Here is a 26,940-nt window from a genome sequence, read left to right on the forward strand (position 1 = left end):
CTACCACTACTACGACGCCGACAACTACGGCCGCGGAACGCTCGACATTCGACGCTTGACCTTCGCGAACGGCTGGCCGATCTTCGACGCGCCCCTGGGCAGGACCGACGCGGTCCTGCAGGTGCGGCACTCGAACCTGTGCGCCGACGTCTGGTCCCAAAGCACCGAGCCCGCAGCCGCGGTCAACCAGGGCACCTGCAACGGCGGCGACAACCAGCTCTGGCAGGTCACCCGCGACGGCGACGTCTACCAGTTCCAAGCCACCCATTCCGGCCAATGCCTGGAGATCTACGGCGCCTCGACCACCCAAGGGGCGACGGCGAACCAGTGGCCCTGCAACCGCGGCGACAACCAACTCTGGCTCATGGGCTGACCACGCCCGCATTCGCGACAGCGAGGAGCACGACCCCCGCGGCCGCGGCCGGACACCGACCCGAACGGTGCCCGGCCGCGGCCCTCCCGTTCAGACGGTTCAGGACCCGTGCGCGGCGCGGTAGGTCTCGTCGGTGACCTTGTCGCCCCAGGTCGTCTCCGGTCCGGCATCGGGCCCCGGGCTCTCCCACATGGCCAGGTGGGTCATGAACCGGTCGGGCGCGGCCCCGTGCCAATGCTCCTCACCCGGCGGCGTGTACACCGTCTGGCCGGCGTGCGCCTTGAGCACGGTGCCGTCGCGGGTGCCGATCAGGGCGATCCCGGCGACGATGTGGAGGGTCTGGCCCATCGCGTGCGAGTGCCAGTCGGTGCGCGCGCACGGTGCGAAGCGGACCCAGTTCGCCCGCATCCGGGAAGGCTCGTCACCGGCCATGATGACGTCCCACCAGACGTCGCCGGTGAACCATTCGGCCGGGGCCTTGCTGGTCGGTTGCGGCTCAATGAACTCCATGACCTCTCCCTACGGTCGCAGCAATACTTTGACGGCGCGGCGCTCGTCCATCGCCCGGTACCCCTCGGCGACTTGGGCCAAGGGCAGCTCGAGGTCGAAGACCTTGCCCGGGTCGATCTCGCGGCGCCAGACGAGGTCGATCAGCTCCGGCAGGAACCGGCGCACGGGGGCCGGTCCGCCGTGGAGGTGGACGCCGGAGAAGAACAGCTCCTCACCCGGCAACGTCACGTCGTGGGCGACGCCGACGTAGCCGACGTGCCCGCCCGGGCGCGCGGAGCGGATCGCCTGGAGCATCGACTCCTGCGTCCCGACCGCTTCGATGACCGAATGGGCGCCGAGGCCGTCGGTGAGCGCCTTGACCCTCTCGACCCCCGCGTCGCCCCGTTCGGTGACGATGTCCGTGGCACCGAACTCGACTGCGAGCCGCTGGCGGTCCTCATGCCGGGACATGGCGATGACGTGTTCGGCGCCCATCTGCCGCGCCGAGAGCACGCCCAAGAGGCCGACCGCGCCGTCGCCGACGACCACGACGGTCTTCCCGGGGCCGGCCTGCGTGGCGTCGGCGGCGAACCAGCCGGTGCCGAGCACGTCGGAGGCCGCGAGCAGGGACGGGACAAGATCGGCGTCCGGTGTGCCGGGCGTGGCGACCAGGGTGCCGTCGGCCTGTGGAACGCGCAGGTACTCCGACTGGGCGCCCAGCGGATCGATCCATTCGCGTTCCACGCAGTGCGACTGGTACCCCGCCTGGCAGATCGCGCAGGTGTTGTCCGAGGCCGCGAAGGAGCCGACGACGAACTGGCCGGGCATGATGTCTCGGACGGCGTCGCCCACGGCCACGACCTCACCGACGTATTCATGCCCGATCGGCATCGGCGCGGCGACGTCCTGGACGCCCCGGTAGGGCCACAGGTCCGACCCGCACACGCAGGTGGCCGCGACGCGGATGACCGCATCGGTGGGCAGGAGGACGGCCGGGTCCTTCCGCGCTTCGAAGCGGACGTCCCCGGGGGCGTGCATGATCGTTCCTCGCATGGTGCTCTTCCTGTCTGCAGGTCGACTCCTCCCATCCAAACAGAGTTCGGAGCGGTCGGGGGCGCCTTGTCGTAAGCGGTACCGGCAGGGCACCCCTCACCGGTCGGAGCGGCCGTAGCCTGGATCGATGGACCACCATGCGCGGCTCGAACGCGGGAACCTCGCCGGGGCCTTCGCCGAGGCCGTCCCCGCCCCTACCCAGTCCGAACCGGCCGGGGAACGCCGACCGACGCGGACGGTCAGGACTGGGTGCGCGGCTGTTCACTGGCCCGGTCCGCGTTCACGGCGGACTCACTCGCCCACCATGAGGCGAGCAGCCGCAGGGCCTCCTCGGAGGCCGAGCCGGGTTCGGCGGTGTAAAGGGTCAGGGTCAGACCCGGCTCGGCCGCCATCTCGAAGCCCTCGTACGCGACGGTCAACTCTCCGACGACCGGGTGGCGGAAGGTTTTGAACCCGGTGCCGTGATGGCGGACGTCGTGGGCCGACCAGCGGCCAGCGAACTCCTCGCTGCGCGTGCACAACTCACCGACCAGGTCGTGCAGGTCCTTGTTGCGCGGATCGCGCGCGGCCTCGCTGCGCAGGATCTGTGCGACCACGTCGACGGCGCCGTCCCAGTCGGGATGGAACTCGCGGGCGCGGGCGTCCAGCACCGTGAACCGGGCCAGATTCGGGCCCGAGCCGGGCATGTCGTACACGTCCTTGTAGAACGCTCGCGCGAGCGGATTCGCCGCGAGCAGGTCCATGCGGCCGTTACGCACGAACGCCGGACCGGCGGTGACCGCGTCCAGCGCCCATTGCAGGCTCCGGTGCGGGGTCCACTGAGCGGTGCCGCGCCGCCGCGGCGGGCGGGCGACGGGGCTGGCGGCTTGGGCGAGGTCGAACAGGTGGGCGCGCTCGGCTTCGTCGAGTCGCAGCGCCTTCGCGACGGCGTCGAGGACTTCGGGGGAGGCGCCGGCGATCGCACCGCGCTCCAATCGGGTGTAGTACTCCACGCTCACGTTCGCCAGCAGTGCGACCTCGCCGCGGCGCAGCCCGGGCACACGCCGCCTCGGCCCCGGCGGCAGCCCGACGTCGTCGGGCCGCACTCGGGCACGCCGCGAGGTCAGGAACTCGCGCACTTCCACCCGGTTGTCCATCCCTCCACACTACGATGCCCCCGGCCGCGCAGGGGGTCCCTCCGCGTACCTCCCACCAGCGGGACTCCCGCGCCACCGCGGCCCGTGGTCTGGTGGACGGAGGAGCGCGCCCGCTCCGCCACCAGCGACAGATAGAGCGTGACCACCATGACCGTCGATACCCTGCACCGCGCCCCGGTCCCGAAGACCCCGGCACGGCGGCGGGCCCTCGTCTACCTGCTGGGGGCCGGCACCTTCCTGATGGGCACCACCGAGTTCCTCGTGGCAGGCCTCCTTCCCGAGATCGCCGCCGATCTCAGTGTCACGGTCGCCTCGGCAGGTTTGACGATCACCGTGTTCGCCATCGGCATGATCGTCGGCACACCGCTGATGGCCGTCGCCACCCTGCGTCTGCCCCGGCGGATCGCGCTTGCCGTGTCGCTACTGGTATTCGCCGCCGGGCACCTTGTGGTCGCCGCGGCGTCGGACTTCACGCTCATCCTTGCAGCCCGGTTCGCCACCGCGTTGGCGACCGGGGCGTTCTGGGCCGTGGCCGCGGTGGTCGCGGCCCGCGCCGCCGGGCCGGCCGCGAGCTCGCGCGCGCTCGGCGTCGTCCTCGGCGGCGGGATGCTCGCCAACGTCCTCGGCGTACCGCTCGGCGCGCTCACGGGCCAGAGCATCGGCTGGAGGGGACCGTTCTGGGTCCTCGCGGTGCTCGCCGTCGCCGGTGCGGCGGCGGTGTACCGGTTTGTGCCCGCCGACCGGAGCGGGGAACCGGCGCCGTCGGTCCGTGCCGAGCTGGCGAGCCTGCGCGACACCCGCGTGTGGCTGGTGTTCGCCTCCGCTGCGATCGTGTGCGGATCGTCGCTGGCCGCCTATAGCTTCATCGCGCCGTTGCTGACCGAGAGCACGGGCCTGGCGCCCTCGGCGATCCCGCTCGTCCTCGTCGTCTACGGCCTCGGCGCGCTGGTCGGGTCCTTCGGCGGCGGGAGTCTCGGCGCCCGGCGGCCCTTCGCGCTCATGTTCACCGCGGCCGCGGCGACATTCACCGTCCTGAGCCTGCTCAGCATCTTTTCTCATATACCGATCGCCGCGGTGGTGCTCATCGGGCTCCTCGGCCTGTTCGGGATGGCCACTAACCCTGTCCTGATCGGCAAGGCCGTCCAATACGCCGACCGAGCCCCGACCCTCGCCTCCGCGCTGAGCACCTCGGCGTTCAACTTCGGGACCGCCGTCGGCTCATGGTTCGCCGGCATGGCCCTCGAGACCGCACTCGGCGCGACCGGGCCGATCCTGGTCGGCACCGCCATCGCCGCGCTCTACTTCCTGCCCCTGGGACTGCTCGCCGCCCGCGATTGACCCGGCAGCTCAGGCTAACCGCATCGGCCCCGACGTGGGATGCCTTGCGAGTACCTGCATCGAGAAGATATCCCGACACAGGTCAACGCGTGATTCTCTGGGGTAGGGGACGAACCCGTGACCGAAACCGACTGATCCGCCGAGGAGTCACATGAAACGCTTCGCCGCCGCTCGCGCGCTGATGGTCCTGTTCACCCTCGCCGCGTGCACGAGTTCGACCGGTGATGGCGAGGGCACCGCATCCGAACCAGAAACAACCGACGAAGACTCGGCCCCGACCGGCGCGACCGGAAGTGAGACCGGTGCGGTGACCGGCGATGTCGTCGGCACGGTCGTCAGGTTCACCTCAGACGCAACCTCGGTCGACGTGACGATCGGCGAGGAAAGTCCCGCCGCCCGGGACTTCCTGTCGATGCTGCCGCTCACGATCGGCGTCCAGGAGTTCAACGGGCGCGAGAAGATCAGCTACCTGCCTCGCGAGCTGGCGTACGAGGGCTCTCCGGGTTCCGATCCCGAGGACGGCGACTTGATCTATTTCGTCCCTTGGGGGAATCTCGGCTTCTACTACGACACCGAGGGCGTCGGCTACTCCGACCAAACCCTCCACATCGGCACGTTCGACGCCTCTCTCGACAAGCTCGAGCGGCTCGAGGGCGAGGACATCACCGTCGAGATCGTCGAATGACGGCGACAGGACGACTACGCAAGGAGCAACGACCGGCATGAGGGAACAGCGCGAATCCGGCCTCCCCATCGACCGAAGCGGCCCGCTCAAGGCCGCCGGGGTGGGCGCCGCCGCCGTCGGCGCGGCCTCGCTGACGCCGCCTGGATCAACCCACCTCAACCGGAGGCACCACGCACGACCATCGACCTCGTGTTGGCAACGCGACCGAAAAGCCTGACTCACGGAGGTTGACAGGTACCGGACACGGACTGCCGGTTCGATCGCGCGCCCGCGCGCTGAAATCCACGAAATCATCGCCCGCTATGCCGAGCCCGGAAATTCGGGCGAGGCCACCTGGGGACTTCACCCCAAATTGGGGACACCGTTTCAGTTGGTTGATGGGACTGTATCGAGTTGGCGTTCGAGGTTGATCTCCCGCATTTTCTTGGTGAGTTTTTCCTTGGGCCAGTTCAGGTCGCCGACGAGTTCGAGGTAGGCGTCCTCGCGGCTGTCCAACCGTGTCATCTCGGTTCGGAGGCGCTGGCGGAGTGCCTTGGTGGTCGAGAGCTGGGCGTCGAGCGCTTCGCGGAGGGCGGCGCGGACTTCGGCGCGCTCGGTCTCGGTGACGGCGATGGTCGCGCAGTGGGCTTCGACGGCGTGTTCGATGACGGTGAGGCGGAACCGGGGGAGGTCGCATTCGCCCCCTTGGCGGTTGATACAGCGGTAGTAGAAGTGCGGGCGGCCGTCCTGAGAGCGGGCGGGTTCGAAGACGCGGCGGCCCTCGCAGCGTGCGCACCACATCAGGCCCTTGAGGTAGTGCTTCCAGGTTTGGTCGCGGGTGCCCCGGTGTCGTCTGGCGAGGACGTCCTGGACCTGTGCGAACAGTTCGGGTTCGATCAGTGGCCGGTGATGGCGGCGTCCCATTCATTGCGGAAGATGCGGTTGCAGCGGTACATGATGACCGCGTCGATGTCGCCTGACTCGGCGACCCGCTTCGAGAGCTTCTGGAATACCGGGCGCTTGGTGACCGAGGTGCCGCTGTTGCCGGGTTCGAGGTACTCGTCGACGACGTCGTAGCCGTAGCGGTCGGCGGTAGTGTGGCAGTCGGTGCGCTGGGTCTGTATCGAGTTGCCGTCGGGGTCGTAGTCGGTCTCCAACTGCTTCTTGGTGGAGACGCGGTAGTAGGCGAGGGCGCGGAGGCAGGGCGTAAGCAAAGTCGGTTCGGGTTTTGTTTCCGCTGGTGTTGGCCGCAGCTGGAGCAACGGTTCCCTCGTTGAAGACGATGGATGAGGTCTGTCGTCAGGAGGAGACCGTTGCGGGACAAGACTCTCACGCTCGATGTTTGGTGGGCTGATTTCGCCGGGCATGTCGCGCGGATTCCCGACCCCAGGTCGAGTCGCGGGGTGCGGCACCCGTTCGGAGCGACGGTGGCCCTGGCCTGCGCGGCGATGCTGGCGGGCCGGAACTCGATCGCGGCGATCGAGCGGTGGGCGCGGGACGCGCCGCAGGCGGTCCTCGCGGCTGTCGGCGCCAGGAAGGTCAACGGGCCGTTGGGCGACCAGTACGGGAACGAGGAAGGTGGCGTCAGGGGGATGTCGGCTCAGCGCGCTCGAGCAGACCGTGCATTCTCATCCAGCTCACGAAGGAGTCGAACCAGTCGGTGCTGGTCGTCTCCTTCGGATACATACCGAACCCGTGCCCGCCCTGCTCGTAGAAGTGGAGCTCCACGGGCCGCCCGGCAGCGCGCCAGCTCTCGACAAGGGGGAACCCGCTCGGGTCCATCAGCCCATCGTCTGCGGCAAGTGCGATGAACAGCGGCGGCGCGTCCTCGGGTACCTCGAACGCCGCGAGCGGACCGTAGATATCGCCGATGAATGCCGGGTTCGCATCCTCACCGACAAGGGCGGTGGCGACGGTAAGCATGGCACCGGCGGAGAAGCCGACCATGCCGACGCGCTCGGGATCGATCGTCCACTCGGTCGCTCGGCTGCGCACGAGCGCGAACGCTGCGCGGGCGTCGGCGATCTGAGGGTCCAGGGCGCGGAGCGCGGTGGCTGGGTCATGCCGATCCGATGGGCGCGGTCCGGCCAGCATCGCCCTGATCGCCGCGGCGAAGTCGTCAAGACCTTCCGGGGTCGGCTTGAGCCGGTACTTCAGCACGAAGGCGGCAACGCCGCGGTTCGCGAGCGCGCGCGCAACGTCCCAGCCCTCGTTCTCCATGGACAGGGACATGAATCCTCCGCCCGGAGCCACGATCACGGCGGTGCCCGTGGCCTTGGCCGGATCCGGCAGGAAAGGAGTGAGCGTGGCGGTGCTGACGTTGCGAGCGAACATGCTGCCGTACTCGCTGTGCCATGCCTCTGGTGCCGAAGCCTCCGGCAGCTGTCCGGTTCCGAGCTCGATCGCGTCGGGCTGGGCGGGGATCTCGATCGGCGTCATCCCGTGCCGCTCGGGCGCCGCGGGTGCGTCGCTGGTGGCCGAGGCCGTGGTCATAAGCTCTCCGTTCGGGCGATGCGCCAAGAGACGCGATGTCCTTGCTCGGCGCTGAGCATAGCCGGTACGCGCCAGTAGTGACCAGTCTCTCGGTCGCCACGCCGCCACGTGCGATCGCGCGGTCGACGCCCTGGCCGCCGAACGTCGCCAAGGCGGCACAGGCACTGCATCCCGTGAAATATCCCCAGGGAGCTTCGTCCTTGGAGGGGGACACCTCGATCGCTGGGCCGGTAGGCTCGGCTGCAAGGAGCGATCAAGGTGGCCTCAGGCAGCGTCCCAGGCCGTGATGGAGCAGCGAGTTCGTGAACTGGAGCGAGAGAACGCCCGCCTGCGGGCCGAGCGGGAGATCCTGAAGAAGGCGTTCCCGGTTTTTCTCGATCCGACGACCTGAGCGAGTGCTACGGGTTCGTCGAGGAGCACCGCGAGGTCTGGCCGGTCGCATGGATATGCGCGACGCTGGGCCTGACGCGCTCGAAGTACTACCGGTGGAGAAACATCAAGGACGCTCGCCGTGCCCGCAAGGAGGCCGACGCGGCCTTGTTCGAGCACATCGTGCGGGTCTGGAAGACGTCGAAGGAGCGGTACGGCTCGCCGCGCGTCACCGTCGAGCTGCGGCGTGAGGGCATGGCCGTCAACGAGAAGCGTGTGGCCCGCCTGATGCGGGAGGGCGGGCTGGAGGGCCGGGCCTGGAAGCCGAAGTGGCCGGTCACGACCGTTGCCGACCCCGAGGCCGCCGCGGTGCCCGACCGGCTGCGTCGGAACTTCACCGCCGATCATGTGGGCGAGAAGTACGTCTCCGACCTCACCTACCTGCCGCTCGCGGACGGGTCGTTCCTGTACTTGACGACGGCGATTGACCTGTGCTCGCGGCGGGTCGCCGGCTGGACGATCACCGACCACATGCGGGCTGAAGCCGTTGTCGACGCCTTCGAAGCCGTCCGGCGGCTTCGCGGCACGCTGGACGGGGTTATTGCGCACTCGAACAACGGGCCTCAGTATGCGTCGCTCCTGTTCAGACAGTTCTGCGAGGCCAACGGAGTCCTCCGCTCGCGCGGCGCGGTCGGCACCTCGGCCGACTGTCAGGATGATGGGGTCGGTCCCGGCGGGGACCGGAAGTCCTGTTCCACTGGTCTGACCCGTGACACTCAACTGGCGACTTGACAACTATAGGAGCGTCAACGCCCTCGCCGAGAGCTTCCACGCCTCGCTCAAACGCGAGCTCGTCGGCTCCGGCGGCGGTTCGCCGACGCCGACACCGCCCGCTTGGAGGTGTTCTCGTACCTGAACTGGTTCAATCTCAAGAGACGACATTCGCACTCGGCTACGGCTCACCGGTCGAGTACGAACAGCGACTCGCTACAGTCCCATCAACCGTTTGAACGGTGTCCCCTTTTCGGGGTGAACTCCCGAGGTCGCAGCACGGCTTGGCCCCCGAACATGACCACCCCTTGGTTGCGATGTCCGTCCTGACCCACCGACAGCCGCACCGAACACGCTGCCCAGTCCTGTTCACGGGGCACTTGAAAATCAAGTCAGGGTGGCCAGCGCGTTCGTTTGTCATACCAGGCGAAACGAGCGAGTCTCATGCAAGACTCGCTCGTCAGGACCGATTCACCGAATCGGGACCGGAAACCCTCCTATCGGAGGCTCCATTGCTGATTGCTGCCACCGTGGCAGGTCCACAGGTGGACCGTGGAGCCGTTGGCGGTCGCGTAGGCGCTGACGTCCAGGCACAGCCCGGAGTGGGCCGAGGTGATCGTCCCGTCGCCGTTCACGTTCCACTGCTGGTTGACGCCGCCGGTGCAGTTCCAGGTGACCACCGCCGTGCCGTTGTCCGTGCCGAAGTTGTAGGCGTCCAGGCATCGTCGATCATCTCCGGAGTACACCGTCAGCTCCCCCGCCTCGTTGTAGGTCCACTGCTGGTTGGCTCCGCCCCAGCAGTCCCAGATCTGCAGCCGCGCGCCGGGCTCGGTCGTCGCATGCGGCACATCGAGGCATTTGTCCGCCGCCACCGCGCGCAACTCCCCGCCGGTGTCGCCGGCCGTGTCGGGGGGCAGGAGCGTGATGGTGAAGGTCTCGTCGGCGTTGCTGTGCGGCAGGTTGATCGTGGTGCCGTTCCCGGACAGGGTCACCACGGTGTTCTGGATGGTGACCGGGCCCGAGACGGCGCCGCCGCCGTTGTAGGGGATTCGTTCGACAACGGCTCTGACCTGGTTGTTCTGTACGATGCCGCTGGTGTCGTCCAGGTTCCGGAGGTCGACCGCGATGTTGCCGGTCGTGCCACCGCCGCCGACGAGGACCTTGGCGATTCCGTCGTCGGTGGTCGCGAACGCGTCATACGCCGGGCTCGGGATCACGTTGGCGATCGTCCCGGTCTGCGAGCCGTAGAAGCGGTAGACCCACCATTCGCCCTTCGGCTGGTACTGTCCGCTCGCATTGTGCGTGAGCAGATTGCCGAGGTCGTTGTGGAGGTTGCCGGCGCTGGCCCAGTTGGCGCGCAGGCCGTCGGCCCCGGCGCGTTCGAGCCGGGCGATGTACCAGGACCCGTCGCCCGGGTTCTGCTCGTCGGGGGCCCCGTACTCGTTGATCTGGTACGGGCGCGGGTGCGGAATGCCCCGCGAGTCCAGTGTGATGTTCGCGGCCCGCACGTTGGCGACGGGGTCGCCGGGCAGGGAGTGCCAGCTGATGATGTCGGGGACCGTGCCGCTGGCGTCGATGAAGTCGAGGTACTGGCCCCACCAGGCGTTCGTGGTGGTGGGGACGCAGGCGCAGCTCGGTCCGACGATCAGATGGTCGGGGAAGGCGGCCCGGATGCGTTCGTAGGTGCGTTCCCACAGTTGGAAGTACTGGGACTGGGGGCGGTCCCAGAACAGCGAGATGTTCGGTTCGTTCCACAGGTCCCACTGCACCGGCTCGCCGGTGGCCCGGACGTCTTCGATGACGCGGTCCAGGAAGTCGTCGTAGTCGGTCCAGTCGCCGCCGTCGCCGGGGTAGCGCGAGATCGGGTAGCCGTCGGCCCCCCACAGGTCGTGCAGCAGCAGGATGAATTCGCCGCCCAGCTCCCGGGTGCGCTCCAGTTGCGCTTCGGTCGCGTTCCACCGCCGGTCGTAGCGGCCCGAGACCCAGCCGCCGGGACGGTCGAGTTGCGCGCCGCCGGCGCGCATGTACTGGAAGTTGACGTCCTCATAGAAGTGATCGGGAGGTCCGGAGCCGTCCTCGGTCATGCCGTAGATCCAGCCGGAGGCCCGGTAGGTCGGCGTCCCGCCGGTCACGGCGAAGTCGACGGCGATGGATTCGTCGGCGGCCTGTGCGGGGCGTGAGGCCGAGGTGATGAGTGAGACGGCGATGAGCAGGCCGATCACCAGGTGAGCGGCGAGTCGGCGGTCCCATCTGTCGGTCGTGTGTGGCATGGAGGACTCCTCATTGCGGTGTGGTTGAGCGGAGCGTTCGGTCCGGAAGCCAAGGGCTCTGAAGTGAGCGAGGCTGCGAACCGGTTCGCTGTCATGATAACGAGGAGATTGATTAGTGTCAATGAGTATGTTTTTTGCGATAATGCTGTGTTTACCTGCACCTATGATCACTTCGAATGCGATGGAAGCGAAGGCGGGAGTGATGTGGTCCGATCGATGATCGAATCGGTTCGCCTCTTGCCTGCCGGCATGTGCGACCGGTATGGTAATCAGCGAACCGGTTCGCTGTGTCGATTCGGGCGAGTGCGTGTACCCGTGCCGCCATCGGTGCCCGGCCCGCCGGCGAACTTCTCAACGACGAGAGCGAGGCGCGATGAGCGCACGAGTACGGCCGGCCGCGCGGATGGCGAGTGTGATCGCCGCGGCCGCGATCATTCCGCTGACGGCGGTTCCCGCCGCGGCGGCCCCCTTCGATGAGCATCTGATCCTGTCCTACTCCTTCGAGGAAGGACAAGTAGCGGACGGCATTGTGGACGATCTGTCGCCGTCGGGTCTCGACGGCACGATCGTCAACGCCGGGCAGGCCCCCTCGGTGCCCGGCCGCTCCGACGGCTCGACCGCCCTGGACCTCACCGGCGGCGCGGCCTCGTCCGCCGAGGCCCCGTACGTCGAGGTCCCGCACGGCCTGTTCGAAGGCCGCGACCAGATGACCATCGCCTCCTGGATGCGCTGGGACGGCGGCCCGGACTTCCAATGGCTCTACAACCTCGGCCGCGACCGGGACCGCGCCACCTTCGTGACCCCGTCCTACCAGGGGCCGGCCACGAACCGCTCCTCGATCAAGCCCGTCGACGGCGGTGCCGAGGTCGGAGTCGACGGCACCGGAAAACTGCCGACAGGGGAGTGGGTCCAGGTCGTCACCACGATCGACGGCGACCGACTCGTCTACTACCTCAACGGTCTCGAAGTCGGCCGCACTGAAGCGCGGCTCGACCTCGCCGCGACCATGCACGACCCGAACGGATCGACCTCGGGCTTCATCGGCAAGGCGTTCTGGGACGGGCACCCGTTCTTCGACGGGGCCGTCGACGAGTTCCAGGTCTACGACACCGCGCTCGACGCCGCCCAGATCGCCGAGCTCTACGGCGGTGAACTGCCTGTTCTGGAGTCATTGGACCAGAGCGAATTCCAGGTGCGGACGCTCGCCGGCGAGGCCCCGGAGCTTCCGGGCGCGGCCCCGGCCTCGTTCAGCGACGGCATCGGCCGCACGGTCCGATTGACCTGGGATGAGATCCCTCCCGAGCGGTACGCCGAGCCCGGCGCCTTCACCGTGTCCGGGACCGTCGCCGGACACGGCCTGGAGGTCACCGCCCACGTCGAAGTGGCCGCCGACGCCATCACCGTCGACTTCGGGCAGACCACCGGCGACTTCCTCGGCGGTGCCTCCGGCACCCTGTACGGCCTCTACGACGAAGGGCTGCCCTCGGCGAACCTCATCGACGGCATCGACCTCGCCAGCGTCTCGACCAAGGCCCAGGACGGCCCGCAGCACCCCGGCGCCGACGCGCTCGAAGTGCTCCCCGGACTGGTGGAGGCCTCGAACGGCGATGTCTACATCTACATGACCGACATCCACCGGGGCTTCCCCTACCAGTGGCCCGGCGACACGCCCGAGGAGAAGCTCGACACCTACCTGGAGAAGATCCGCCTCCAGGCCGAGCAGGTCGCCACCCTCCCCGCGGAGCAGCGGGACAACGTCGTGTTCATGCCGTTCAACGAGCCCGAGGGCAACATGTTCGGCACCGGCCGGTGGAGCTACAACGGCGTGAGCTGGCTGAGCGACCCGCGGTACTACTTCGACGCCTGGGACCGCGCCTACGAGACGATCCACTCGGTGCTGCCCGAGGCCCGCATCGGCGGGCCGAACACCAGCGTGCTCTACGACCAGGTCTACGGCTTCATGGAGCACGCCATCGAGGCGGGCACCGTTCCCGACACGATGGTGTGGCACGAGCTGTCGGACCCGGCCAAGATCCGGTCCAACGTCGACAAGTACCGGGGCTGGGAGGCCGAGTTCTTCGCCGGCACCGCCTACGAGGGCACGCGGCTGCCGATCAACATCAGCGAATACGCCTTCAACTACCACACGTCGGTGCCCGGCCAGATGATCCAGTGGGTCTCCGCGCTCGAGGACTCCAAGGCCTACGGCGACATCGCCTACTGGAACATCGACGGCAACCTGTCCGACTCGGCCGTGCAGGCCAACCGCGCCAACGGGCAGTGGTGGCTGCTGCACGCCTACAGCCAGATGAGCGGCCAGACCGTCCAGGTGACCCCGCCGCACCCCGGCGAGAGCTACACGCTCCAAGGCGTCGCCACATTGGATACCGGCCTGGCGCAGGGCCGGGTCCTGCTCGGCGGCGCGGGCGGCGGCTCCGAGCTCAAGCTCGACAACGTCCCGTCCGAGGTCTTCGGCGACACGGTCCGGGCGGTCGTGCGCGAGATCGGCTGGAGCGGCCAGATCGGCGACTCGGCCCAGCCCGACACCATCGCCGAACTCGACCTCCCCGTCACCGACGGCGGCGCGGCGATCCGCTTCGGCTCGGAGGGACTGCCGCAGCTCGACGCCGAATCGGCCTACGAGATCATCCTGACCCCGGGCGACTCGGACGGCACCGCGGCCGAACCCCGTACGAGCTGGGAGGCCGCGTACGAGGCCGAGGACGCCGAGTTCGTCGGCTCGGGCCTGAACGTCAACGGCCCCGAAGGCTCGCCCTCGAACGTCTCGAAGTTCTACACGTCCGGCGGCTACAGCGTCGGCGGCATGCGCACCGGCTCGGACAACGCGCTCGAGTTCGAGGTCAACGTGCCCGAGGACGGCACCTATGACCTCAGCGTCTTCGCCAGCAGCCTCAACACCGACGCCGAGGTGCGGGATCAGGGGCCGACGAACCTCTTCCTCAGCGTCGACGGCGATCCCGCGACCGAACAGGAGGTCTTCCTTCCCTTGGGTTACAAGTGGGTGGTGTGGGACCACGCCGACACCACCGTGGACCTGACCGCCGGAGACCACACGATCGCCTTGGCCACGCGGAGCCGCAGCGGCGACGGCGCGATCAGCGGCGACGTCATCCTCGACAAGATCGACCTGTCGCTGGCCAACCCGGAGCACGCGAACGACGTGTACGAGGCCGAGTTCGCCGAACTCGCGGACGGCGCGGAACCGGTCTATGACGAGACGAGCGGCGCCTCGGTCCCCAAGGGCGCCTCCGCGACCTTCTGGGTCTACTCGCCCGCCGACGCCGCCGCCCTGCTCGATGTCGACCTGGACCGCGACAGGAAGGTGGAACTGGAGGTCAACGGCGAGACCGTCAAGACCGGCAAGGACGGCACGGTCGACGCCTTCCTCCTCGGCGGCGTCAACAAGATCGTCGTCCACGGAGCCAAGGGCGCCAGGGGCATCACGGTCGACCGGCTCACCGTCGCCCCGTCCGACGCCCTCGAATCCACGGTGTACGAGGCCGAGGACGGCGAGCTCGCCGGGACCGCCGAGTCCGCCGAGCTGTCGCTCGCCTCGGGCGGCGCGGCGGTCGTGGGTGTCGGCGGCGAGCCCGGCAACGGGAACACGCTCACCTTCGACGCGGTCGAAGCAGCCGAGTCCGGGCGGTACGCGTTGACGTTCCACTACTCCAACCAGGAGCAGTCTCCCGCGACGCACTACAACCCCGACCCGGTGGCGCGGTACGCGCTCGTGTCGGTCAACGGTGCCGAGCCGATCCGCGTGATCTTCCCGCACTCGTTCCACGAGAACAACTTCTGGGAACTCACCGTGCCGGTCGACCTGGAGGAGGGAGTGAACGAGATCGTCGTGAGCGGGGAGGAGAAGCCGCAGTTCGACGGCGAGAGCTACGCTTCCGAGGCGTGGCCCGACGTGCTGCTGCGCTCGCGGTACGCCCCCAACCTCGACCAGGTCGCCCTCACGCCGCTGTTCGGCTGACCGGCCTCGGGCGGCCGATGGCTCAGGCCGTCGGCCGCCTCCGAGCGCTCCGTCTCGGCGGATCGGATCGGTACAATTGGCCGGTCCCGGCACACATGGCGAAAGGAGACGGCGTGGCGACCATCGGCGACGTCGCACGTGAGGCCGGTGTCTCGCGCAGCACCGTCTCATCCGTCCTCACCGGCCGGAAATACGTCACCCCCGAGACGCGCGCCAGGATCGAGGCGGCCATCGCCAAACTCGAGTACTCGGTCAACACCGGCGCCCGGGCTCTCGCCACCGCCAAGACCATGACCTTCGGCATCGTCGTCCGCTTCCACGAGGCCGAGTTCAGCCCCGCGCTGGCGACCTACCTCGTCGCCCTCTCGGACGCGGCCCGCGAACGGGGTTACGCGGTGATGCTGCTGACGGAGGCGGACGGCGCCGAGGCGGTGCGGCGGGCGATCTCGGGCCGGCAGGTCGACGGCCTCATCCTGCTCAACGTTGTCGAGGGCGACCCCCGCCTGGAACCGATCGGCCAGTCCGGTTTTCCCTCGGTGCTGGTGGGGATGCCGGAGGACACCCGCGGCGTCGACGCAGTGGACCTCGACTTCGGCTCGGCCGCAACGATGCTCGTCGACCATGTCGCCGCCGCGGGTCACCGCGAGGCGATGTTCGTGCGCTGGCCCGACGAGCTGTACAAGGGCGGCTCCACGTACGCGACCCGGTTCGAGCGCTCGGCGTACCGGCGGGCCGCCGAGCGCGGCCTCCGGCTCGTGCCCGTGCCCGTGCCGGTCGGGCCCGAGCAGGTGCGCGCGACGCTCCGCACGGTGCTTCAGGATCCGGCCAAGCCGCGGACGCTGCTCATCCACAACGACGCCGCGGTCGCGATGCTGCCGTTCGTGCTGGGCGATCTCGGGCTCGAGGTGCCCGCCGACCGCAGTGTCGTCTCGCTGCACTCGGCCGAACTCGCGCGGCTCTACGTGCTGTCGTACACCGCCGTCGAGTCCGAGTCGACCGCCGTCGCCCAGGCCGCCGTCGAGCTGCTGTGCAGACGTCTCGCAGCGCCTGACAGCCCCGTACAGCGGCAGCTCGTCACGCCGCATCTGGAGGAGAAATCCAGCGTGGCGCCCCTCGCGTAACACCGCAAGGGGGCGCGTTGCCGCGGTCGCATCGGCAGCGAACCGATTCGCCTTGACGGAGTCGCCAAATCATGGCATCGTCGTCAGCGAACCGGTTCGCTGACTGTTGAAACCCCTCGGGTCAGCGCCGCGCCGGTGGCTCCGACTCAACGGAGCGCAGAACTAGGAGTGGGGCCCGATGATGGCGACCGCCGTCGCGGCCTCCGTCCCGGCCGCGGTCCTGCTCGTCATGGCGCAGAAGCACATCGCAGCCGGCGTGACCGCCGACGCGGTCAAATACAGAGGAGAGTGACCAACGCATGACGGTATTCGAGACGGCCAAGGACGCCGTGACCTGGCGCGGGGACGGTGAGACGCTCGTCGTCCAGGCCTGGGGCCGCGATGGGCTGCGGGTGCGCAGCACCCGAGCGGGCGAGGTGACCGACACCGACTTCGCGCTCCTGGAACCCGAGCCGACGGACGTGGCGATCGAGGTCGAGGGCGATACCGCGACGATCGTCAACGGCGGCATCACGGCGGTCCTGCGCGCGCACGGCGGTTACGACTGGCAGACCGGCTACGACGTCTTCGGCTGCTCGCTGGAGTTCCGCGATGCCGAGGGCCGCACGGTGCTCCGCGAGCTCGGCAGCGGCGGCGCGCTGAAGCTCACCGCCCGCGAGTTCCGCCCCCTGCCCGGCGGCGCGCACCGCCTGCGGGCCGCATTCGAGCCCGCCGCGGGGGAGAAGCTGTACGGCATGGGCCAGTACCAGCAGGCGATCCTCGACCTCAAAGGCTCGACCCTCGAACTGGCGCACCGCAACTCGCAGGCCAGCGTTCCCTTCGTGGTCTCCAGCGCCGGATACGGGTTCCTGTGGCACAACCCGGCGATCGGCTCGGCCACGTTCGCGGCCAACCGGACCGAATGGGTCGCCGAGGCCACTGAGCAGCTCGACTACTGGATCACCGCCGGCGACACGCCCGCGAAGATCAGCGCCGCCTACGCCGACGCGACCGGTCATGCCCCGGTGATGCCCGAGTACGGCCTGGGCTACTGGCAGTGCAAGCTCAGGTACTGGAACCAGGAGCAACTCCTGGAGGTCGCCCGCGAGCACCGGCGGCGCGGCCTGCCGCTGGACGTCATCGTCGCGGACTTCTTCCACTGGCCCAAGATGGGCGACTTCCGCTTCGAGGAGGAGTTCTGGCCCGACCCGGCCGCGATGGTCGCCGAGCTCAAGGAGATGGGGGTCGAGCTGATGGTCTCGGTCTGGCCGCAGGTCTCGCTCGAGTCGGAGCACTTCGCGGCGTTCAAGCAGGACAACCTCCTCGTGCGCACCGAGCGGGGCTTGGACGTGCAGATGGGTTTCCTCGGGCCGAGCATGTTCCTCGATGTGACGAACCCGCGCGCCCGCGAGGCGGCCTGGGGGATTGTCAAACGCAACTACCACGACCTCGGGATCAAGGTCTTCTGGCTCGACGAGGCCGAACCCGAGTACGGCGTCTACGACTTCGACAACTACCGCTACCACCTCGGACCGAACGTCCAGGTCGGCAACCTCTACCCGCAGGCGTTCTCGCGCATGTTCTACGAAGGCCAGCGCGCCGCGGGCCAGGACGAGGTGGTGAACCTCGTCCGCTGCGCCTGGGCCGGATCCCAGCGCTACGGGGCCCTGGTGTGGTCGGGCGACATCCACTCCACATGGGAGGACTTCCGCCGCCAGATCACCGCCGGGATCCACATGGGCGTCGCCGGGATCCCGTGGTTCACCACCGACATCGGCGGCTTCGCGGGCGGGAACATCGAGGACCCGGCCTTCCGCGAACTGCTCGTCCGCTGGTTCCAGTTCGGCGCGTTCTGCCCGGTCATGCGCATGCACGGCGACCGGTCCCCGTCCGAGGAGGTCCGCGCCGCCGACGGGACGGCGCGCTGCCACTCCGGCGCCCCGAACGAGCTGTGGAGCTTCGGGCCGGAGGTCTACGGGGTCCTCGCCCGCTACGTGCGCCTGCGTGAGGCGATGCGCCCGTACACCAGGCGACTCATGGCCGAGGCGCACGAGTCGGGCCAGCCGGTCATGCGCGGCATGTTCCACGAGTTCCCCGCCGACGCGACCTGCTGGGACCTGTCCGACCAGTACATGTTCGGCCCCGACCTCCTCATCGCCCCGGTCGTGGAGGCCCATGCCACGAGCCGCCGCGTCTATCTCCCGGCGGCAGCGGTCTGGACCGACCTCCACACCGGCACCGAACACCAAGGCGGCCAATGGCTGACGGTGCACGCCCCGATCGAGCGGATCCCGGTGTTCACGCGCGACGGTGCCCTGCCCGAACTCATCGACGCCCTCTGAAGCGTCCGTCAGAACGATCATGTGTGAAGAGCGGCTGCTCCCGCGTCGCCGGCTGCGCGGATCAGGCGCTTGACGCTGCGGACGCTGATGCCGTATTGGACGGCGAGGTTCTTCTGCTCTACTCCAGACTCGAATGCGGCGACGAGCGCTGTCCGTTGGCCGACGGAGAGGCGCCGGGCGAGAGGACGGGGGCGCTTTTGCGTCACGTCCTTGATGGCGAGTTCGGCACTGCCGCCGGAGCGCCAGGCGGGGCCAGAGGCGTCACGATTGCCGAGGCACGGGCCGGACAGGCGAACGGTCAGGTCGTCCACCTGCGGTGGCGTGTTCAAATTAGCGAGTATTAGCTCGGCTTTGTGAACGCTTGTGACCGGGCGCAGCGAAGTATGGTCCCGGGCCGCGTGACCGTGGCGGCGCTACGGTCACGCGGCCCAGGGTCTCAGTGCCGCTGGGCGAGAAGGTTTTCGCTACCGCCCTGCAGCGTGATGGCCGCTGTTCGCGGGCGCCGGTTGGCGAGTCCGAGCGAAGGTCGCCCGTCGGGGCGACAGGGCATCGGCAGGCGCATCGAGGGCCTTTCCGGTCGAGCGTGTCATTCAGTGATGCACACCAGGTCAGAAGGCCCTCATGCCGTCCCCACCCGACTCAGCCAATGCGGCCCGGGCAGAGCGCCTGACTCGGGCTCCCTGGTGACGCCGAATCGGTCTGCGGTCGAGCGGGCCGAGGAGGCGGCCGGAGAATCTGAGCCCTGAGGCCCTTGACGGCGGGTCGCGAAGGCCGCCCAGTACCGCGATCGGCATGGCGCACTTCGCTCTCGCGACAAGGCCGCCACCGTGCTCAACGACCTCGAGGTCACGCAAGTTGAAAGAGGTTCAGTAGTGGTAGCATTCAGGGCTACAGCGGGTCCAGGATGTCTGTCAGAGGTAGGTCTGGTTCAGCGGGAAAGTCGACGGGGAGGCGCTGCCATGTCCGAGCACCCGGCCGATGAACAGCCGATGGCGCACTCAACACCGATGTCAAGGCCGTATATCGAGCGAGCAGACCCGGACATTGCCGACAAGCGACTGTGGATCACTGAGTGCGACTGCGTCGCCCCCGGTCTTCGCGTCAGCGGAGAGATCGATTTGAACGGCCATAACGACTGGGAGATCGCCCTGCGGGAAGTGACCGGTCGGGGTGAACAGGCGCACCTGGACCTCACCGAGCTGACGTTCATTGACGTGCGCGGAGTCACCTTGCTCGTGGACGCCGCGGGTCGCGCGGGCGCCGGGCAGCGAATCCTGGTCTATGGCGCGCCGCCGAGCCTGCATCGGGTGCTACAGGTGCTGTGGCCCGACAAGGCGGATGCGATCAGGATCAAAGGAGACCAATGAGCGCGGTGGCCGCCCGAGGGAATGGGTTCGAGCATCCGGCGCTGTTCTACGCCGGCGCCGATGAGTACCTGTCGGCCACCGTCCCGTTCATTGAGGGTGCGCTCTCGGCGGGGGAGCCGGTAGCGGCCGCAGTACCGAAGCGCAACCTGGCCCGGCTACGCGAGGCCCTGGGCCCCTTCTCGGAGAAGGTGCTGCTGATCGACATGGCCGAGGCCGGCGCTAACCCGGGCACGATCATCCCGAGCGTGCTGCGGGCCTTCGCCGACGCCCACACCGACCAGCGGGTGCACATCATCGGCGAGCCGATCTGGCCGGGGCGCACCGAACTGGAGTACCCCGCCTGTGTCCAGCACGAGGCGCTGATCAACCGGGCATTCAGCGGGCGCCACGTCACGATCCTCTGCCCTTATGACCTCTCGGGGCTCGCACCGCGAGTGATCGCCGATGCCAGGGCCACTCACCCGGTCCTGATCGACCGTACCGGCAGTCGGACGAGCGACCGGTACGACCCGGACCGGATCACCACCGACTACAACCGGCCGCTCGAGCCCGCGCCGAAGACGGCCATCGAACGCGCGGCCGACCGCACCACGCTCGACAACGCTCGGTGGTTCGTCGTTTCATATGGGCGCAGAGTCGGACTGGCGGACTTCCAGCTCGTCGATCTCGAAATCGCGGTGACCGAACTGCTGACCAATAGCATCCACCACGGCGGCGGCATCGGCACCTTTCGCCTCTGGACCGATGACACGCACCTGATCTGTGATGTGAGTGATGCAGGTCATATCAGTGACCCGCTGGCCGGGCGGCTGCCGGTCCGCGACGACCAGCGCCACGGCCGCGGCCTGGTCCTGGTCAACCGGATCGCCGACTTGGTCCGCATGCACACTGGGCCGGGCGGCACCACCGTCCGGGTCTATCTCCGCCTCGGGAACACCCGCTCCGAGACGACTCATTGAGACCGCGTGGCGGAACGGTTCAGCACGCGGAGCCACGCTCCGGGGACGTGATGTTCTGCCTGAGGCGTCCGCCCTGCTCGAATCGGGGCCTGATAGCTGTTCCAGTAGGACGTCTGCCTGCGGTGGCGTGTGCAGATAAGCGATGGTCAGGTCGACGACGACCGTGTGAACGCCTGTGGCCGGTCGCAGGCGGGTATCTCGTGTTCGGCCGGTCTCAGCGGTCCCCTCTCGCCCGCACCCATGGGCGCGAGCCGACCCTGAAGGGGGCGGGCCCCGCCATCGCCTTGGTGGCCGCCTTTCGTTGCCGAGACCTCGCCGTAGGCTTGACAACGGCGACCGCCTTGACCGGGGTCGTCGGTGCCCGAGGCCGAAGAAGCCGCGGTGATCCAGCAAGCGGCTGTCGGTCGCATGCGGCCGCCTGTGCGCCGGGGCGTCGTTCCGCGGTATGGACGGGAGTCGAACCCGCCTGTGCGAACCTGCCACACCACCGCTCCCCGTCGGCCGGGAGCGCTGCTATGAGGGTGCGGCTGTGTCATCCGCGATTGCATACTCTCCGATCGCCCCGCGGCGCACGGCGATCATTTCGTATCCCTGTTTGCGCTATCGAGATCCGGCCTTGCCGCTGCCGTGTCCCCACTGGCCTATGTCCCCGAAACCGGTTCTGCCACAGCGGAAAGAGAAGTCGCCCTTCATCGGCTGGATCATTATGCACATGCGACCGGCCTCGCAGTGAGGCCGTCGGTGTTCGTGTGGGCCCCGCAGGTCTGCGCTGCGGTCGTGCCGGATGGCCGGTCGCGCCTCACGAAGTTCCTACAGCTCCGCGCAACTATAGAATGCGGTCTTTTTGCAGGTCAAATCCAGTTGTCAGGGAGTGGCCCGTACGTTTGGGAGCGCTTGGCATCGGGCTGTATGCGTTTTCCCTGACTGCCGGGTAGCGCCCCTATGGCGCCGAATCGAACCACTCGTCTCTGTTTCGAGCCTCGGATGGACCGATTGGTCCGATTGGGGGACGCGGCCGGCTCGGTCGATGGGACGAGAACGACATCGACTGAACGATATTGTGTGCACGGTCACAATTGCGTGGAGTCCAGGACCGATCGGCGGGTCCGGGCTCGGCGGCGCCGGGCCACCGCACTCGGTCGAAGGCGGCGCGGCAGCGGTTCGGCCATCGCCGCAGCGGGCGCGTGCAGGCGGATGACCGCCTTATACCGCCATGCCGCCTGGCCGAGGCCCCGCAGGGCGTGCGCGACCGCCTCCTCCGGCGGCTCTCTCGGCGCGAGCACGGGACCGTTCGGGATCCGAGGCCGGATGTGGTTCCGAGGCTTGGCGGGTCGAAGAGTATGTGACCCGTGCCCGCACCCGACCTGCCGGATCTCCGCGTCAGGTGCGCGTGAGTCCCGCGGTGGGCGCGTAGTCGTCTCCGCCCCAGTCGAGCATGACGCACTCCTCCGCACCGACCACCCAGCCGTCATGACCGGGCGGCACGATCACCACCTGCCCCGGTCCGGCGACCGCTTCGGTGCCGTTGTCCATGCGGACCGCGAGACGTCCCCGAAGCAGGTAACCGACATGGGCGACCTGGCAGGACTCGGTGCCGACCAGCGGCCGGACGTGTTCAGACCACTGCCATCCGGGCTCGAAGGTCATCCTGCTCACGGCTCGCCCTTCGAGCACGACCACCTCCACGTGGCCGTGCTCGAAGGGCCGGGAGTCATCGGGAGCCTCGAAGCTCCTCGCATTGAGGTCCACCGGTCAGCCCTCGCCGGTGACCGGGTCGATGATCCCGCGGACCTGGGTGATCTCCTCGCATGGGAAACCGCCGACCCTGGCGTGCTCGCGGATCTTCTCCTCGCTCTCCGCGTTGTAGACGCAGAACAGGCGATCGCCGGTGACGTAGGACTGCACCCACTGGACACCCTCACCGACTTGGCCGAGCGCGGCGTTGGATTTCGCGGACATATCGTGCAGCTGGTCGGCACTCAGGTCGCCGATCCCGGGGACCTCGCGCCGGATCAGATACTTCGGCATGGTCTTCTCCTATCGCTTCCCGGGCGACCAGGCGGCCGCCGCATGACGGGACATCTCCACTGTCGCCTCTCGGGGAGCCCGTGTCATGAGGCGAACGCCCTATGACCCGGCAGCGATTCGTGGTAGCGCCGACGCACGGTCGGGCCGCTGGAACCCGGCCATGGCGCGCCGTGCCGGTTCAGCGTCCGATGCTTCAGCGATCTGGCAGTCTGCACCGTCAGACAAGGCCGTGCTCCATGGCGAACAACGTCGCCGCGGCGCGGGTGCCGACACCGATCTTGGTGTAGATGTGCTCGACGTGGTTACCGACCGTCTTCGGCGCCACGGACAGCGCGCGGGCGATCTGCCGATTCGTGTGCCCCTTGGCCAGCAGGGCGATCACCTCGACCTCCCGGGGAGTCAGACCGGCCGGGCCCATCGGCGACCTCGACCGGCGCTGCCCGGCCGCGGCCAGGACCGCGTTCACCGCGGTGGTGTCGAGTCGTCCCTCCGCGGCCTCGCGCCGCAGACGGTCGGCCGCTGCGGCCGGGTCCTTGGCGGCGCGGTGCGGCCGCTCTTCGATGCTGGTCCGGTAGCAGTCCGCGGCGGCCAAGACGCGCGCTGTCGCGGGCAGGTCGCCGGCAGTGCGGCCGCGGTGGTACCCCGAACCGTCGAGACGCTCGTGTGCGCTTGCGGCCACCCGGCCGATGGCGGCCATCGCCCTCGGCTCGGTGAGCATCCGCTCGGTGTAGTACGAATGCAGCCGGACCCGTTCCATCTCCACCGGGGTCAACGCTGTGGTCTTGTCCCAGATCGTGTTCGGCACGCCGATCCGGCCGAGATCGTGGACCAGCCCCGCGCGCCGGACCAGCCTGACATCGTCCTCTGTCAGGCCGCACCGGCGCGCACCCTGACGGGCGAGCTCGGCCACGGCCCGCGAATGCCCGGTGAAGTACGGCGACTTGAGGTCCACCCAGTCGGCCAGGGCTTCCAGCGCGGCGTCCAACTCCTCGTCCGACAGCTCCCGTGCGGTGGCCGGCTCGGCGGCCAGCAGATCCGTCCACGTCTCGTCCACATCCTCGGGCAAGGCGGCCATCAGCTCGTCCGCATGGGCGCAGAAGAGGTCCGTGAGCTGCGGGTCGAACTGAGTGCCACGCCGGTCCCGGATCACCTTGACGGCGGCGCGGACGCCCCCGCGTGCGTCGTGGACCTCGGCCACATCGGCGATGTGCCACACGCGGATCGTCACCGAGATGTCCGTGCCGCCCAGTTTCGGCGGCAGACCCTTGCCGTCCCAGCGAGCGAACACCTGGCGCAATGAGGCGCAGACCGCCTCGGGAAGCCCGAAACGGCGAGCGATCTGCTCAGTGACCTGGCAATGTGCGCGCAGCGACTCCTGGACGCTCTTGGCCCCGGTCGCCACAAGCGCAGCGGCACGGCCGACCCGTTTGGGCACCGACTCGCCGGGCCCCACTCGCCGCAGGAGGTAACCGAGGAAGGGCAGCGGACGCATGTCGAGGTCGTAAACGTCGGCACGGTAATCAATGTCGTCACCGAACCGGGCGGCAGCGTCATACGAGTCGGCGATGCAGCCGACCCAGCCCATCAATGCCACGTGGTAGAGATCGGCATCGCGCTCCGGCAGGCCAGCCAGTGCGGCCAGCCGCTGCGCCAGCAGACAAGACCTGGCGACATGTCCCATCGGCTGGCCCAGACCGAGGTCGACCGCGAGAGACATGGCCCCGAGGACCTCTGCGAGGCGCACCCCGCCGCGCTGATTCATGCGTGCAGCGTACCCGAATGGCCGATTCCGAGCGGGTGGGAAACTCCGCACACTGTCGAAGCGGCAACCCAGTGAGCCTGTCCCGGCCGCCTGCGCACCGAGCCCGCAAGGCGCGACCGACATTGCTCGACCCGCCAGTGGAATGGCGACGCACGCCGATGGGCCAGGCCACGGCGTGGCGCGTCGGTCACCCCACCGCCGCCCGGGTGCCGTATCCGGTGGCCGGGGCCATGCTCGGGATCACCAAGCAGGGCGTGCACGACCTGGTCAGTCGCGGGAAGCTGGATCGTCATCCTGACGGCGGTGGCACTCCGTCGTCGATCCGCGGGCGGCTTCGGAGCCGAAACCACCACTGACATCCTCAATCGGCGTGCGAGGCCGGTGAGGGCTTCGGCTGCGATCCGCTGCGGCATCGCCGAGAACGGCCCGGCCATCGGCTACGCGACCGCCCGCGGCATCGCCCTGGGCATCCGCATGACCATCGAATGACGCCGCGCTCGGTCGTGCGGAGGACTCGCCCGGAGGCGACGGTGCCCTCCAACGACCGGTGTCAGGAGCCGTCCTTGAACCTGAGGGACTCGAAACCTCGGGCCACAGGATGATCGCCGACATCCTCGCCAAGGCTGCCGTGATCGCGTCGTTACCGTTCCGTGTGAATAACGACGCATGGCTGCAACCGTGCCTGGGCCAGTAGGCTCAGGCTCCACAGTCCGCGACCGGCTGGGGCCGGTCCTGCGAAACGAGGTGCCCCTTTGGACGACTTGGTGATCGACGAAGCCCTCGTGCGCTCGATGCTCGAAGAACAGCACCCGGACCTGGCCGGGCTCGAACTGCGCGAGGTCGTCGGCGGCTGGGGCAACCGAATGTGGCGGCTCGGCGACGACCTGGCCGTGCGTATCCCACGTGTCGAGGGTGCCGCTGCGCCGCTCGCCAAGGAGTACGCGTGGGTGCCGCGGCTCCCCGAGGGACTGCCGCTGCCGGTCCCGCGACCGGTCCGCCTCGGCGAGGGCTCGGACCGCTTCCCCCGCAACTGGACTGTCGTCACCTGGGTGTCCGGCGCCCCCGCCGACCACGAGCCCGTCGAGCGGGTCGAGCCGTCGGCGCAGATCCTGGCCGGCTTCCTCGCCGCGCTCCACCGGCCGGCGCCCGCGGACGCCCCTGTGGACGGCCACCGGGGCCGCCCGCTCGATGCGATCACCGCCTACGTCGAGCAGCGCCTCGCGAATATCGAGCAGTACCCGGCGATGACGTCGCTCCACACCGAGGTCCCGCGGCTGCGCAAGGTCTGGGCCGACGCGGCAGCGGCCGAGTTGTGGGACGGCCCGCCGGTGTGGATCCACGCCGACCTCCACTCCGCCAACGTCCTCACCACGGGCGGCGTCCTCTCCGGCGTCATCGACTTCGGCGAGCTGTGCGCCGGCGACCCCGCCGACGACCTCGCCGCCGCGTGGGTCCTGTTGCCCGACGGCGGTGCCGAAGCCTGCTTCGCGCACTACCCGCTCACCGACGAGCCCCTGATCCGCCGCTCCCGCGGCTGGGGCCTCATCCGGGCCCTCCTCCAGATCGAGGTCGGCTACTCGGGCGAGATGGGCTGGGCCGGAGGCAAAGCCAACTGGAAACCCTTCGGCGAGGCCACGCTGCGGCGACTCCTCACCTGACCCCGCTCAGGAGCTGTTTCTCATCGGCGGCGCCGTGAGGCAGGTGGACGCGGGGCAGACCGGTCTCGGACTCCGACCACGCGTAGGCGAGGAGACGGGTGTCCCAGACGTGGCGGTGGGCGCCGACGATCACTCGGGCCGCCCCGCCCACTGCCCGCCGTCGGGATAGGCGAACGCCTCGATCGAGGAGCGGTGCATCCGGGCCGAATATCCGGGCGCCTCGGGCAGCACGTAGTTGCCGCCCTTCACGACGCACGGGTCGGTGAAGTGCTCGTGGAGGTGGTCGACGTACTCGGTGACGCGGTCCTCCAGGCTGGCCGAGACCGCGACGAAGTCGAAGATCGACAGGTGCTGGACGAGTTCGCACAGCCCCACGCCGCCGGCGTGGGGGCAGACCGGGACGCCGAACTTCGCCGCGAGCAGGTAGACGGCGATGATCTCGTTGACGCTCGCCAGGCGCGCCGCGTCGAGCTGGAGGAAGTCGATCGCCTCGGCCTGGAGCATCTGCTTGAACAGGACGCGGTTCATGCCGTGCTCGCCGGTGGCGACGCCGATCGGCGCGACCGCGCGGCGCACGGCCGCGTGGCCGAGCACGTCGTCGGGGCTGGTGGGCTCCTCGATCCAGTGCGGCTTGAACTCCGCGAGCGCCCGCACCCACTCGATGGCCTCGGGGACGTCCCAGACCTGGTTGGCGTCGATCATGAGCTTGGCGTCCCAACCGATGATCTCCCTGGCGATCGTCAGGCGCCGCCGGTCGTCGTCCAGGTCGGC

The 26,940-nt window shown here is 68.9% G+C and carries 23 protein-coding genes and 3 pseudogenes; 13 read left to right on the top strand and 13 right to left on the bottom strand.

What is annotated here, in order from left to right:
* Window positions 1-373, top strand: a 373-nt coding sequence (locus tag H613_RS27945) for an RICIN domain-containing protein (RefSeq protein WP_035738763.1), incomplete at its 5' end; no start/stop codon positions are given.
* 99 nt (window positions 374-472) lie between these two features.
* Here H613_RS27945 and H613_RS0120125 read toward each other — a convergent pair.
* The 3 genes from H613_RS0120125 to H613_RS0120135 all read right to left on the bottom strand — a co-directional run bounded on the left by H613_RS0120125 (window position 473) and on the right by H613_RS0120135 (window position 3,051).
* Window positions 473-883, bottom strand: a complete 411-nt coding sequence (locus H613_RS0120125; RefSeq protein WP_026925203.1) for a (R)-mandelonitrile lyase — start codon at window positions 881-883, stop codon at window positions 473-475.
* Between the two features lie 9 nt (window positions 884-892).
* Window positions 893-1,915 (bottom strand): zinc-dependent alcohol dehydrogenase family protein, encoded by a 1,023-nt coding sequence (locus H613_RS0120130; protein WP_026925204.1) that lies wholly within the window; start codon window positions 1,913-1,915, stop codon window positions 893-895.
* A 239-nt stretch (window positions 1,916-2,154) separates the two neighbouring features.
* Window positions 2,155-3,051, bottom strand: a complete 897-nt coding sequence (locus H613_RS0120135; RefSeq protein WP_026925205.1) for a helix-turn-helix transcriptional regulator — start codon at window positions 3,049-3,051, stop codon at window positions 2,155-2,157.
* A gap of 147 nt (window positions 3,052-3,198) precedes the next feature.
* Between H613_RS0120135 and H613_RS27950 the strand changes: the two genes are divergently transcribed.
* Window positions 3,199-4,389, top strand: a complete 1,191-nt coding sequence (locus H613_RS27950) for an MFS transporter (protein WP_051393618.1) — start codon at window positions 3,199-3,201, stop codon at window positions 4,387-4,389.
* A 151-nt stretch (window positions 4,390-4,540) separates the two neighbouring features.
* Complete coding sequence (locus H613_RS0120145) at window positions 4,541-5,074, top strand: cyclophilin-like fold protein (RefSeq protein ID WP_051393614.1); 534 nt, start codon at window positions 4,541-4,543, stop codon at window positions 5,072-5,074.
* A gap of 366 nt (window positions 5,075-5,440) precedes the next feature.
* On the opposite strand, the gene H613_RS0120150 is transcribed toward H613_RS0120145, so the two are convergent.
* Window positions 5,441-5,977 carry a recombinase zinc ribbon domain-containing protein gene (locus H613_RS0120150; protein WP_026925207.1) on the bottom strand — a complete coding sequence of 179 codons (537 nt, stop codon included), beginning with the start codon at window positions 5,975-5,977 and terminating at the stop codon, window positions 5,441-5,443.
* Window positions 5,950-6,267 carry a recombinase family protein gene (locus tag H613_RS0120155; protein WP_026925208.1) on the bottom strand — a complete coding sequence of 106 codons (318 nt, stop codon included), beginning with the start codon at window positions 6,265-6,267 and terminating at the stop codon, window positions 5,950-5,952. Before H613_RS0120155 ends, H613_RS0120150 begins: the two co-directional genes overlap by 28 nt.
* A 72-nt stretch (window positions 6,268-6,339) precedes the next feature.
* Between H613_RS0120155 and H613_RS32680 the strand changes: the two are divergent.
* Window positions 6,340-6,567, top strand: a pseudogene (locus H613_RS32680) (transposase family protein); the annotation flags it as partial.
* A 70-nt stretch (window positions 6,568-6,637) separates the two neighbouring features.
* Here H613_RS32680 and H613_RS27955 read toward each other — a convergent pair.
* Window positions 6,638-7,546: an alpha/beta hydrolase gene (locus H613_RS27955; protein ID WP_084546802.1), complete on the bottom strand. Its 909-nt coding sequence runs from the start codon at window positions 7,544-7,546 to the stop codon at window positions 6,638-6,640.
* Window positions 7,547-7,933: 387 nt separating this feature from the next.
* Here H613_RS27955 and H613_RS29540 point away from each other — a divergent pair, with 387 nt between their 5' ends.
* Together H613_RS29540 and H613_RS32950 are read left to right on the top strand one after the other, a co-directional pair.
* The gene (locus H613_RS29540) at window positions 7,934-8,707 is read left to right on the top strand and encodes an IS3 family transposase (protein WP_156926155.1); all 774 of its coding nucleotides are present in this window, start codon (window positions 7,934-7,936) and stop codon (window positions 8,705-8,707) included.
* Window positions 8,708-8,794: 87 nt separating this feature from the next.
* Window positions 8,795-9,016: pseudogene (locus H613_RS32950) on the top strand (integrase core domain-containing protein); the annotation flags it as partial.
* A gap of 167 nt (window positions 9,017-9,183) precedes the next feature.
* Here H613_RS32950 and H613_RS0120175 read toward each other — a convergent pair.
* Window positions 9,184-10,956, bottom strand: coding sequence for a ricin-type beta-trefoil lectin domain protein (locus tag H613_RS0120175; protein ID WP_026925209.1), 1,773 nt, complete (start codon window positions 10,954-10,956; stop codon window positions 9,184-9,186).
* A gap of 373 nt (window positions 10,957-11,329) precedes the next feature.
* Here H613_RS0120175 and H613_RS0120180 point away from each other — a divergent pair, with 373 nt between their 5' ends.
* From H613_RS0120180 to H613_RS0120195, 4 genes and pseudogenes are all read left to right on the top strand, one after another.
* Window positions 11,330-14,953, top strand: a complete 3,624-nt coding sequence (locus H613_RS0120180; RefSeq protein WP_026925210.1) for a LamG-like jellyroll fold domain-containing protein — start codon at window positions 11,330-11,332, stop codon at window positions 14,951-14,953.
* A 113-nt stretch (window positions 14,954-15,066) separates the two neighbouring features.
* Complete coding sequence (locus H613_RS0120185; protein ID WP_051393616.1) at window positions 15,067-16,074, top strand: LacI family DNA-binding transcriptional regulator; 1,008 nt, start codon at window positions 15,067-15,069, stop codon at window positions 16,072-16,074.
* 166 nt (window positions 16,075-16,240) lie between these two features.
* Window positions 16,241-16,366, top strand: a pseudogene (locus H613_RS32685) (carbohydrate ABC transporter permease); the annotation flags it as partial.
* A gap of 7 nt (window positions 16,367-16,373) precedes the next feature.
* Entirely contained in the window at window positions 16,374-18,395 is a 2,022-nt protein-coding gene (locus H613_RS0120195; protein ID WP_026925212.1) for a TIM-barrel domain-containing protein, read from the top strand.
* A gap of 17 nt (window positions 18,396-18,412) precedes the next feature.
* Here H613_RS0120195 and H613_RS31115 read toward each other — a convergent pair whose 3' ends face one another.
* A complete protein-coding gene (locus H613_RS31115) occupies window positions 18,413-18,724 on the bottom strand; it encodes a sigma-70 RNA polymerase sigma factor region 4 domain-containing protein (RefSeq protein WP_156926157.1) in 312 nt (103 codons plus the stop codon).
* Between the two features lie 630 nt (window positions 18,725-19,354).
* Here H613_RS31115 and H613_RS27965 point away from each other — a divergent pair.
* Together H613_RS27965 and H613_RS0120210 are read left to right on the top strand one after the other, a co-directional pair.
* Window positions 19,355-19,762 carry an STAS domain-containing protein gene (locus H613_RS27965; RefSeq protein WP_084546804.1) on the top strand — a complete coding sequence of 136 codons (408 nt, stop codon included), beginning with the start codon at window positions 19,355-19,357 and terminating at the stop codon, window positions 19,760-19,762.
* On the top strand, window positions 19,759-20,721 hold the full coding sequence (locus tag H613_RS0120210) for a sensor histidine kinase (RefSeq protein WP_026925214.1): 963 nt from the start codon (window positions 19,759-19,761) through the stop codon (window positions 20,719-20,721). Before H613_RS27965 ends, H613_RS0120210 begins: the two co-directional genes overlap by 4 nt.
* A 1,380-nt stretch (window positions 20,722-22,101) precedes the next feature.
* On the opposite strand, the gene H613_RS0120215 is transcribed toward H613_RS0120210, so the two are convergent.
* The 3 genes from H613_RS0120215 to H613_RS0120225 all read right to left on the bottom strand — a co-directional run bounded on the left by H613_RS0120215 (window position 22,102) and on the right by H613_RS0120225 (window position 24,511).
* Complete coding sequence (locus tag H613_RS0120215; RefSeq protein ID WP_026925215.1) at window positions 22,102-22,470, bottom strand: cupin domain-containing protein; 369 nt, start codon at window positions 22,468-22,470, stop codon at window positions 22,102-22,104.
* A 3-nt stretch (window positions 22,471-22,473) separates the two neighbouring features.
* Window positions 22,474-22,749: a DUF4242 domain-containing protein gene (locus H613_RS0120220; RefSeq protein WP_026925216.1), complete on the bottom strand. Its 276-nt coding sequence runs from the start codon at window positions 22,747-22,749 to the stop codon at window positions 22,474-22,476.
* Between the two features lie 217 nt (window positions 22,750-22,966).
* Entirely contained in the window at window positions 22,967-24,511 is a 1,545-nt protein-coding gene (locus H613_RS0120225) for an HD domain-containing phosphohydrolase (protein ID WP_026925217.1), read from the bottom strand.
* A 752-nt stretch (window positions 24,512-25,263) separates the two neighbouring features.
* On the opposite strand from H613_RS0120225, the gene H613_RS0120235 reads away from it, so the two are divergent.
* Window positions 25,264-26,169, top strand: a complete 906-nt coding sequence (locus tag H613_RS0120235; RefSeq protein WP_026925218.1) for an aminoglycoside phosphotransferase family protein — start codon at window positions 25,264-25,266, stop codon at window positions 26,167-26,169.
* Here H613_RS0120235 and H613_RS31120 read toward each other — a convergent pair.
* Together H613_RS31120 and H613_RS0120245 are read right to left on the bottom strand one after the other, a co-directional pair.
* A complete protein-coding gene (locus H613_RS31120; protein WP_156926158.1) occupies window positions 26,162-26,302 on the bottom strand; it encodes a hypothetical protein in 141 nt (46 codons plus the stop codon). The two genes, H613_RS0120235 and H613_RS31120, sit on opposite strands and share 8 nt — an antisense overlap.
* Window positions 26,299-26,940, bottom strand: a 642-nt coding sequence (locus H613_RS0120245) for an enolase C-terminal domain-like protein (protein WP_026925219.1), incomplete at its 5' end; no start/stop codon positions are given. The genes H613_RS0120245 and H613_RS31120, both read right to left, overlap by 4 nt.

Origin of the sequence: Glycomyces arizonensis DSM 44726 (genome assembly GCF_000482705.1) — a bacterium.
GTDB lineage: Bacteria > Actinomycetota > Actinomycetes > Mycobacteriales > Micromonosporaceae > Glycomyces > Glycomyces arizonensis.

What these genes read in the sequence shown, in the direction of transcription:
- H613_RS0120125 (WP_026925203.1), bottom strand. Translation starts at nt 883, where the DNA reads ATGGAGTTCATTGAGCCGCAACCGACCAGCAAGGCCCCGGCCGAATGG.
- H613_RS0120130 (WP_026925204.1), bottom strand. Translation starts at nt 1,915, where the DNA reads ATGCGAGGAACGATCATGCACGCCCCCGGGGACGTCCGCTTCGAAGCG.
- H613_RS0120135 (WP_026925205.1), bottom strand. Translation starts at nt 3,051, where the DNA reads ATGGACAACCGGGTGGAAGTGCGCGAGTTCCTGACCTCGCGGCGTGCC.
- H613_RS27950 (WP_051393618.1), top strand. Translation starts at nt 3,199, where the DNA reads ATGACCGTCGATACCCTGCACCGCGCCCCGGTCCCGAAGACCCCGGCA.
- H613_RS0120145 (WP_051393614.1), top strand. Translation starts at nt 4,541, where the DNA reads ATGAAACGCTTCGCCGCCGCTCGCGCGCTGATGGTCCTGTTCACCCTC.
- H613_RS0120150 (WP_026925207.1), bottom strand. Translation starts at nt 5,977, where the DNA reads ATGGGACGCCGCCATCACCGGCCACTGATCGAACCCGAACTGTTCGCA.
- H613_RS27955 (WP_084546802.1), bottom strand. Translation starts at nt 7,546, where the DNA reads ATGACCACGGCCTCGGCCACCAGCGACGCACCCGCGGCGCCCGAGCGG.
- H613_RS0120175 (WP_026925209.1), bottom strand. Translation starts at nt 10,956, where the DNA reads ATGCCACACACGACCGACAGATGGGACCGCCGACTCGCCGCTCACCTG.
- H613_RS0120180 (WP_026925210.1), top strand. Translation starts at nt 11,330, where the DNA reads ATGAGCGCACGAGTACGGCCGGCCGCGCGGATGGCGAGTGTGATCGCC.
- H613_RS0120195 (WP_026925212.1), top strand. Translation starts at nt 16,374, where the DNA reads ATGACGGTATTCGAGACGGCCAAGGACGCCGTGACCTGGCGCGGGGAC.
- H613_RS27965 (WP_084546804.1), top strand. Translation starts at nt 19,355, where the DNA reads ATGTCCGAGCACCCGGCCGATGAACAGCCGATGGCGCACTCAACACCG.
- H613_RS0120210 (WP_026925214.1), top strand. Translation starts at nt 19,759, where the DNA reads ATGAGCGCGGTGGCCGCCCGAGGGAATGGGTTCGAGCATCCGGCGCTG.
- H613_RS0120220 (WP_026925216.1), bottom strand. Translation starts at nt 22,749, where the DNA reads ATGCCGAAGTATCTGATCCGGCGCGAGGTCCCCGGGATCGGCGACCTG.
- H613_RS0120225 (WP_026925217.1), bottom strand. Translation starts at nt 24,511, where the DNA reads ATGAATCAGCGCGGCGGGGTGCGCCTCGCAGAGGTCCTCGGGGCCATG.